This window comes from Pseudomonas sp. HMSC065H01, from assembly GCF_001815235.1.
GTDB lineage: Bacteria > Pseudomonadota > Gammaproteobacteria > Pseudomonadales > Pseudomonadaceae > Pseudomonas > Pseudomonas aeruginosa.
On the sequence record NZ_KV819848.1, the window covers coordinates 1 to 936 of the forward strand.

At 66.9% G+C, this 936-nt stretch carries 2 protein-coding genes; both read right to left on the minus strand.

The features are described 5' to 3' along the window. Positions 1–83: hypothetical protein (locus tag HMPREF3014_RS35000; protein WP_239667242.1), on the minus strand; the 83-nt coding region annotated here is incomplete at its 3' end. 86 nt (positions 84–169) lie between these two features. Then, positions 170–607, minus strand: coding sequence for a cytochrome c-550 PedF (gene pedF, locus HMPREF3014_RS04845; protein ID WP_003107652.1), 438 nt, complete (start codon positions 605–607; stop codon positions 170–172). Positions 608–936 lie beyond the last annotated feature (329 nt).

Consider the following 936-nt stretch of genomic DNA (forward strand, 5'->3'; position numbering starts at 1 on the left):
ACGAACTCGCCGCCGATGTAGTTGCCGTAGCGAGGCTTGAAGGTAACGACGGCACCGGGGGTTCCGGGCGCTGCGTAGATCATGGCGAAGCTCTCCTGTGTGGTCGTTCCGCCGTGGCGCGGCGGACTCGTGCAAGGGCGCCGCGGTCGGCGGCGAAGGGTCGGGCGCGTCACTCGTCGACGTGCACGCTTTCCAGATAGCTGCGGATCGCCCAGAGGCCTTCCTGGCTGATGAAGTCGGCCATCTTCGGCATGTACACCGCGCCATCGCGCACCGCGCCGTTGATGACCCGCTCCTTGAACCATTCGTCGCCCTCGGCGCCGGTCTCCAGCAGGCGCAGGTCCGGGGCGATGCCGCCGGACTTGGCTTCCAGGCCGTGGCAGCGCGCGCAGTTCTGGTTGTAGGCGGAGGCGCCGATCTCGACGGCGAGGTCGTGCTTGGCGTAGGGCTTGCGGTAGGGGTTGGTGTCGCGCCATTCCTTGCCCAGCGGCTCGAGTCCCTTGGTGTCCACTGCCTGGGGGGTCACATCGCCGTGGGCCAGCGCCAGGCTCGAGAGGCTGAGACCGGCCAGCACCAGCAGGCCGCGCAAGGCGTTGTTCTTGTTCATCACTTCATTCCTCCGGGGAGACAGGACAAGGCACGGGCGCCAAACGGCGCTCATCGCCATCCTAGGAAGCTCCGCCGCGCGCCCGAATCCTGCTTTGGGCGTCCTCGCCTACTCCCTTCGGAGTAGAGCCTCGGAAGGCCTTACGCGGGGCTTTGGCAGCAAGTCCAAGTCATGCCCCGTCCGGGAAGTCTTCCCGGACGAATCGGGCGATCTTCCGTTCCCGTCGGCGCGCCCCGCTTCCACCATGAAGCCGCCGCGGCCCGAGCAGCGGCCTGCCGTTTCTCGACCCTCACTCCAAACGGGAACCCGATCATGACAACAAGAACCTC